The sequence below is a fragment of the Tepidimonas sp. genome (genome assembly GCF_036825565.1).
Classification (GTDB): domain Bacteria; phylum Pseudomonadota; class Gammaproteobacteria; order Burkholderiales; family Burkholderiaceae_C; genus Tepidimonas.
Genome location: NZ_DAISXZ010000093.1, coordinates 1 through 7,631, shown reverse-complemented (window position 1 = coordinate 7,631; position 7,631 = coordinate 1). Strand labels below are relative to the sequence as shown.

General features: G+C 70.4%; 7 protein-coding genes. 3 read left to right on the top strand and 4 right to left on the bottom strand.

Going from position 1 to position 7,631, the window contains the following annotated elements; genetic code table 11:
• Positions 1-1,100 (top strand): helix-turn-helix domain-containing protein (locus tag V7026_RS10460; RefSeq protein WP_334155328.1); only part of this gene is annotated, 1,100 nt, incomplete at its 5' end.
• A gap of 18 nt (positions 1,101-1,118) precedes the next feature.
• Here the strand turns inward: V7026_RS10460 and V7026_RS10455 are convergent.
• Genes V7026_RS10455 through V7026_RS10445 form a run of 3 tightly spaced genes read right to left on the bottom strand, consistent with a single transcriptional unit; the run spans position 1,119 to position 3,369 of the window.
• Positions 1,119-1,916: a substrate-binding domain-containing protein gene (locus tag V7026_RS10455; RefSeq protein ID WP_443082352.1), complete on the bottom strand. Its 798-nt coding sequence runs from the start codon at positions 1,914-1,916 to the stop codon at positions 1,119-1,121.
• Entirely contained in the window at positions 1,913-2,644 is a 732-nt protein-coding gene (locus V7026_RS10450; RefSeq protein ID WP_334155327.1) for an ATP-binding cassette domain-containing protein, read from the bottom strand. The genes V7026_RS10455 and V7026_RS10450 overlap by 4 nt, the downstream gene beginning before the upstream one ends.
• Entirely contained in the window at positions 2,641-3,369 is a 729-nt protein-coding gene (locus V7026_RS10445; protein WP_334155326.1) for an ABC transporter permease, read from the bottom strand. The genes V7026_RS10450 and V7026_RS10445 overlap by 4 nt, the downstream gene beginning before the upstream one ends.
• A 125-nt stretch (positions 3,370-3,494) precedes the next feature.
• On the opposite strand from V7026_RS10445, the gene V7026_RS10440 reads away from it, so the two are divergent.
• Positions 3,495-4,619 (top strand): substrate-binding domain-containing protein, encoded by a 1,125-nt coding sequence (locus V7026_RS10440; protein WP_334155325.1) that lies wholly within the window; start codon positions 3,495-3,497, stop codon positions 4,617-4,619.
• Here V7026_RS10440 and V7026_RS10435 read toward each other — a convergent pair.
• Positions 4,611-5,636: an MBL fold metallo-hydrolase gene (locus V7026_RS10435; protein WP_334155324.1), complete on the bottom strand. Its 1,026-nt coding sequence runs from the start codon at positions 5,634-5,636 to the stop codon at positions 4,611-4,613. The genes V7026_RS10440 and V7026_RS10435 overlap by 9 nt on opposite strands.
• 155 nt (positions 5,637-5,791) lie before the next feature.
• Between V7026_RS10435 and V7026_RS10430 the strand changes: the two genes are divergently transcribed.
• Positions 5,792-7,609, top strand: coding sequence for an ABC transporter transmembrane domain-containing protein (locus V7026_RS10430; RefSeq protein WP_334155323.1), 1,818 nt, complete (start codon positions 5,792-5,794; stop codon positions 7,607-7,609).
• Positions 7,610-7,631 lie beyond the last annotated feature (22 nt).

Sequence of the window (7,631 nt, the reverse complement as noted above, 5' to 3'; positions counted from 1 at the left end):
GCCCACGGCCCATCCCCCCGCACGCCCGCACCGTCGCCATCGATCAGGCCCGGTGCCGGATGCTCAACGACCCCCAGTTCGACGGCGATGCGCCGGGCCTCGAGCCATGGATCGCGTCCTCATGGCGCCGCTGCCTGGCGCGCGGGCAACGCCCGCGCGAGCGGGTGGTGTTCGACAGCGTCAGCGCCGCCGCCATGCGACGGGCCCTAGAGGCCAGCCAGGCCCTGCGGCAGGCGGCCAGACCCATCATCGACCGGACGCTGGGCCGGGCGATGTCCGACACCGGCTACTTCGCGCTGCTGACCGATCCGCACGGGGTGGTCATCGATGTGCATGGCCCGGTCGATCCCAGCAACCGCCATGTCCACGCGATTGCCCGCATCGGTGTGGACCTATCGGAGGGGGCGATCGGCACCTCGGCCATCGGCGCCGCGCTGGCCGAGCGGATGCCGGTCTGGCTGCACCGGGGGGAGCATTTTTTCGACGATACGGCGGTTTACAGCTGCGCCGGCGCGCCACTGCTCGACCCCGACGGCACGTGCATGGGCATGCTCGATCTGACCGGTGTCATGGCGCCGGAGCGCCGTGCCCTCAAGCACTTGGTCAGCGTGACGGCGCGCCGCATCGAAAACGCTCTGGTGCTGTTGCGCCCCCATGCCCTGAGCCTGCGGCTGACGTGGCCAGGGCACCTGCCGGGCGATGACGACGAGGGCATCCTGGTCCTCGACGCCGACGGGCGCATCGTGGGCGCCAACCGCACCGCGACCGAGATGCTGGACCTGCGTTCGGGCACGGGGGCGGGCGCGGGCGGCTGGCCCCACGCGGACGAGGTATTTGCCGTGCCGTATGGCAACCTGTTCAGTGCCGCGCGACGGGGGCGTGGGCCGCTCGAAGTGCCCAGTTGGCTGGGACTGCGGCTGCTGGTGCTGGCGCAGTCGGGGCACGACGACGCGCAGCACGGGGCAGCCCTGCCCCTCAAAACCCGGGAGGCGGCCCTGATCCGCCACGTCGTGGCGCAAGCCGGCGGCAATGTGGCCGAAGCGGCACGGCAACTGGGGATCAGCCGCGCCACCGTCTACCGCAAGCTGGGCCAGCGCTGAACCCGCACCACCGCGCCGTCAGCGCGAGGCATTGGGGCGAAAGGGCCGCACCCCGTCGAGGGTGTAGCTGGCGATGGCGGCCTGCCCCGCCGGGCCGGTGATCCAGTCGATGAACGCTTGCCCCGCGTCCGCCTTGACGTGGGGATGGCGCGCCGCATTGACGAGGATGACGCCATAGGGATTCAGCAGGCGCTCATCCCCCTCGACCAGCACGGCCAGTTGGGCGCGGTTTTTGAAGCTCTGCCACGTGCCCCGATCGGTCAACACATAGGCGCCGATGCCCGCGGCCATATTCAAGGCCGGCCCCATACCGCAACCACAGGACCGGTAGCCGCGCCCTGGGGTGGGCTGCCCCGTCAGTGCCCAAAAGCGCAATTCGGCCGCGTGCGTTCCGCTTTTGTCACCGCGCGAGACGAAGGGCGCATTCGCCCGGGCGATCTGGCGCAGGGCCGCAACGATGTCATGCCCCTTGGCGCCCGCCGGGTCTGCCCTGGGCCCAACCAGCACGAAGTCGTTGACCATCACATCGTGCCGCTGCACACCCCAGCCCTCCGTCACCAGGCGCTCCTCCGCCTCCTTGTCGTGCACGAACACCACGTCCGCATCCCCCCGGCGCGCCATATCCAGCGCCTGGCCGGTGCCGAGCGCCACCACCTTGACCTCGATCCCGGTGGCCTGCCGAAAACGCGGCAACAAATGGGCAAACAACCCCGACTGCTCCGTGGACGTGGTCGATGCCAAGACGATCGTCTGCGCGCATGCCCCCCCGCTCAGCAGCCCAATGACGAGGAACCACGCCCGAGCCATGCGCCTCATGCCGACTCCTCCTGAACGAAGGCATGGGCGCGCGGCGAATGCCGCGCCAGCTCCTCGGGGCAAAAAAACGCCTCCACGGGCAAATCCGCCAGAATCCGCCCCCCTTCCAGATAAACGACGCGGCTGGCCAGCCGCCGCACCTGTCCCAAGTGGTGGCTGCTGAAGATCAGGCTCCCCCCGCCTGCGTCGGCCGGCGAGGCGCCGGGCGCCGTGAAGGTGTGGATCAGGGCCTCGACCTCTTGCCGGGCCTGCGGGTCGAGGCTCGCGGTGGGCTCATCCAGCAGCCACACATTGGGGCGCTGCGCCCAGGCGCGGGCCAAGGCCAACCGCTGCTGCTGCCCCCCCGACAGCGCCCGCCCGTTGCGTCCCGCATAGGCCGCCAGACCCACGCGCTCCAGGGCCTGCGCAGCCCGTGCCCGCGCCCGTGCCCAGCGCTGCCCCTGTAACCACAGCGCAAGCGCCACGTTGTGCAACGCGCTCAGGCGCATCAGGTATGGCCGCTGGAACACCAGGGCCGCACGCAACCCGGGGGCGCGGTGCAGCTCGCCCCCCACGGGCACCAGACCCATGAGCGCACGCAACAGCGTGCTCTTGCCACTGCCGTTGCTGCCCACCAGCGCCACGCGCTCGCCGGGCTGCACGCACAGGTCGATCCCGCGCAAGGCGTGCACCTGCCCCGCTGGCCCCAGACGGACATGCACCCGGCGCAAGTCGTACAGCGGCGTCATGCGCACGCCCCCGCCGGTGCAAACCCATCTACCCGTTCGCGCCAGCGCCGCAGCAGCGCCACCAGGGCGTTCAGGGCCAGCACCACCCCCAGCAGGACGATGCCGAGCCCCAGCGCCAGCGGCAGATCGCCCTTGCTGGTCTCCAACGCGATCGCCGTCGTCATGACGCGGGTAAAGCCCTCGATATTGCCGCCCACGACCATCACCGCCCCCACCTCGGAGACCGCGCGCGCAAACGCCGTGATCACGACCATCAGCAGCGCGTACCGCTCATCCCAGGCGAGCAGCCAGCCGCGCCATACCGTCCCGGCGCCCAGCGCGCGCAACTGCTCGCCGTGCTGAGACTCCACATCCTCGACCACCTGGCGGGTCAGCCCAATCACCAAGGGCAACACCAACACCGTCTGTGCCAGCACCATGGCCTGAAAGGTGAACAACCACCCCAGAAAGCCCAGCGGCCCCGAGCGGGACAGCAGCAGGTACACCACCAGACCGATCACCACCGACGGGACCGCCAGCAAGGCGTTCACCAGCGTGACGAGGGCCGCGCGCCCCGGAAAACGCGCCACCGCCAGCCACGTTCCGATCCACAACCCCAACCCGCACGCCAGCGCGCAGGCCGCCGCGCTGACCGCCAGCGAACGCGCGACGATCTGCCACAACGTGGCATCGCCCGACAGCACCAACCCCCACGCGACCGCCAACCCCTGCGCAAACGACTCCATGGCCGCGCATCGTAGCGGCCGCCCGAGCGGCAGGCGCCCGTGGCTTTCCCGGTATGCAGCGGCGTGCATAGGCCAGGGGACACCGGCAGCGCCGGCACGCCCGTCACATCGGGCACACTTTGGGCATGCGCAGGATTGGGCTTCACTACCAGCTGGACGAGACGGGCCGCGACCAAGCCGCCCCGCTGCGCAACCCCTTGATGGATCTGCTCTACGCGGTGCGCACCGGGGGCTCGATCTCGGCGGCGGCGCGCGCGCTGGGGTGGTCGTACCGACATGCGTGGGGACAGCTCAAATCGTGGGAGGAGCGGCTGGGCCAGCCGCTGGTGCATTGGGAGCGGGGCCAGGCCGCCACCCTCACACCGTTTGCCGAAAAACTCATCTGGACCGAGCGACTGGCGCAGGCCCGCCTGACGCCGCAGATCGAGGCCCTGCGGGCCGAGTTGGAGCGCACCTTCGCGCTGGCCTTCGACCCGGACAGCCATGTGCTGCCGCTGTACGCCAGCCACGACGACGCCCTGCCGCTGCTGCAGACACACGCGGCCGAACACGCGCGCCTGCACCTGGACATCCGCTTTTGCGGCAGCGTGGAAGCGCTGCGCGCACTCGACGACGGGCGCTGCGTGGTCGCTGGCTTTCACACGCGTGAGCAGCCAGGCATCGACAGCCCCGCTGCGCAGGCCTACCGGCCGCTGCTCGCCCCCGGGCGGCACAAGCTGCTGGGCTTTGCACAGCGCTGGCAGGGCCTGATCGTCCCCCCGGGCAATCCGCGCCGGCTGCGCGGCCTGGCGGACGTGGCGCGCTGGCGGCTGCGCTACGTCAACCGGCCCGAAGGTACCGGGACCCGGCTGCTGTTGGACGAGCTGCTGCGCGAAGCGGACCTGCCACCGCAGGAGCTGTCCGGCTACGACCGCTGCGAGCCCTCGCACGCCGCCGTTGCGCAAACGGTGGCCAGCGGCGGCGCCGACGCGGGCTTGGGCACACAGGCGGCCGCGCAGCGGCTGGGGCTGGGCTTCGTCCCCTTGGTGCGCGAACGCTATGCCCTCGCCTGCCTCAAGACCGCGCTGGAGCAACCCGGGCTGCGCGCGCTGCGCGACGTGTTGACCACGCCCGCCTGGCAGGCGCGACTGGCCGGCATTCCAGGCTATGCGCCGCAGGACTGCGGCGCCGTGCTCTCTCTGACCGCGACGCTGCCGTGGTGGCGGCTGCCGCCAAAGCGCCGGCCCAGGAAGGCCGCGGGGTCAGAATAGCTCCCGCTCCGCTTCCAGATACGCTAGACTGGTGTACTTGCCGATGTTGGAGTCGAACCCCGCCATCCCCCGCGCCCGCGCGGCCACACGCGGGTCCTTGAGCACGAGTTCCTTGGCCTTTTCCAGCGGCACGCCGTCCTTGACGGCCTGCACGCACGGCTCCCAAATGCCCTTGAGGAAGGTGCCGTAGTCGCGCAGCAGCGTCTTGCTGCCGCGCCCATGCCCCGGCCACCACACTTGGTCGCCGGCGGCCTGTTGCAGCGCTTCGTAGTACTTGAACGTCCCCGGGTAGGAGCCATCGTCGATGTTGGCGATGCGGTTTTCCATCGCAATGTCGCCGACATAGGTGAAGCGATCCTGCACCACCTCCACGCACAGATCGGACGGCGTGTGCGCCTTGCCGTAGTGGTGCATGCGCAGGGTGACATCGCCAAAAGTGAACGTCTGCCCGTGCTGCACCGGCCGGTTGGGCGCCACCACCTGTGTGCCCATCGTGGCTTGGTTGGTCCAGCGCTCCATCAAGCTGCGCCACAGGCTGCCTTCGGCCCCTTTGATCTGCTCGATGGTGTGCGGCAAGGCGTAGATTGGCAGCGCCTCGCCGTACGTCTTGACGAAGGCGTGATTGCCCAGCCAGTGGTCGCCGTGGTAGTGGCTGTTGAAGATCGCCACCACGGGCTTGTCGGTCACGGTGCGGATCATGCGGACGACCATCTCGCCGTGCTGCAGCGAGCACCCGGCGTCGAGCATCACCACCCCCACCGAAGTCACGACGAACACCACATTGGCCATCACCCCGCGGTTTTCCGGCGTGGGAAAGCCGTCCTGAGCGTAAATCATCCAAACGTGGGGGGCGATGCGCTCGGGCTTCACATCGGGCACCGGCGGCCCCTCGATAAAGTCCTGCAACTGCTGGGCAAACAGCCGCACCTCCGGCATGGTGGCGAGGCCGGCCCCCACCAGGCCGGAGCCGGCGGCGATTTGCAACCAGCGGCGGCGGGACAAGGCGGCAGGGGACATGGGAGCAACTCCTTCGGGGGCGAACTCGGGGCCGGATGAATGGCGGCTTTTCGATCGGTTGATAAGCATACAACGATCACACCCGCACCGCGACACCCCGCGACAGCTGATCCACGCCGGGCGGACGTCGCGGCGATGCGCTACGCTGCACGGCCATGACACCCCCGCCCGCCCCTGTCCGCGACGCCCCGGCCGACTCTCGGGCGTCGCCCCGGTCGCTGTCGGGCCTGTGGCCCTTCGTGCGGCCCTACCGTGCCCGTGTCGCGCTGGCGCTGCTGTTCCTGCTCGGCGCAGCAGTGGCCACGCTGGCGCTGCCGCTGGCCCTGCGCACCCTCATCGACCAAGGGCTGGCAGCGGCCCACCCGGGGGAGCGTGTCATGGCACTGCGCACGCATTTCTGGGCGCTTTTTGCCGTGGCGGGTGCGCTGGGCGTGTTTGCGGCGCTGCGCTTTTACAGCGTCACCTGGCTGGGCGAGCGCATCACCGCCGACGTGCGCAATGCGGTCTACGCCCACGTCATCCGACAAAGCCCCGCGTTTTTCGAGACCACGCGCACGGGCGAGGTGCTGTCGCGCCTGACCACCGACACCACCCTCGTGCAGACCGTCATCGGCTCCAGTCTGTCGATGGGCTTGCGCAACGCGCTGATGGGGCTGGGTGCGCTGGTCATGCTGATCGTCACCAACCCCTATGTGATGGCGCAGGTGCTGGCCATCCTGGCGCTCGTCGTGGTGCCCGCGCTGGTGTTCGGGCGCCGGGTGCGGCGGCTGAGCCGCGCCAGCCAGGACCGGGTCGCGGACGCCAGCGCCATCGCGGGCGAGGTGCTCAACGCCATCCCCGTCGTCCAAAGCCACGGACAGGAGGCCCGCGAGGCGGCCCGCTTTGCCCGCGCCACCGAGGCCGCATTCGACACGGCGCGCCGGCGCACCCGCATGCGCGCGTTGCTGATCGCCTTCGTGATCATCGCCACCGCCGCCGCGCTGCTGTGGGGGCTGTACCAGGGCACGCAGGCGGTGCTGGCCGGGCGCATCAGCGCCGGGCACCTGGGGCAGACGGTGGTCTATGTGATCCTGCTGGTCAGCTCCGTGGCCGTGCTGTCCGAGGTGTATGGCGACGTACTGCGCGCCGCCGGCGCGACGGAGCGGCTGATGGAACTGCTCGCGGCCCGATCGGCCATCGCGTCACCGGCGCAGCCGCGCCCTTTGCCGCCTGTCTCTGGAGGCTCGGCGGTGGCGCTGGAGGGGGTGGAGTTTCGCTACCCCTCGCGCCCTGACACGGCGGCGCTGCTGGACTTCACCCTGCATGTGCGCCCGGGCGAGACGGTGGCGCTGGTCGGCCCCAGTGGGGCGGGCAAGAGCACGGTGTTCCAACTGCTGCTGCGCTTTTACGACGTGCAACGCGGCCGGGTGCTGCTGGACGGCGTGCCGGTGCAGGCGGCGGACCTGCATGCGCTGCGCCAGCGCATCGGCCTCGTGCCGCAGGACAGCGTCATCTTTTCGACCAACGCCCTGGAAAACATCCGCTACGGCCGCCCCGACGCCAGCGACGACGAGGTGATCGCCGCGGCCCAGGCAGCCTTTGCCGACGACTTCATCCGTGCGCTGCCGCAGGGCTACCACACCTTTCTGGGCGAGCGCGGTGTGCGCCTGTCCGGCGGGCAGCGCCAGCGCATCAGCATCGCGCGGGCCCTGCTGCAAAACCCGCCGTTGCTGCTGCTCGACGAAGCCACCAGCGCCCTGGACACGCACAGCGAGCGCATGGTGCAGGCCGCGCTGGAGGCGGCCATGCGCAACCGCACCACCCTCGTGATCGCCCACCGCCTGTCCACGGTCCAGCGCGCCGACCGCATCGTGGTCATGGACCACGGCCGCATCGTGGAGACCGGTACACACGCCGAACTGTTGGCCCGCGGCGGCCTGTACGCCCGGCTGGCGGCCATGCAATTCGCCACCGACGGGCCCGCCCCGGCCTGAGCGTCACACCCCCAGCGAGGCC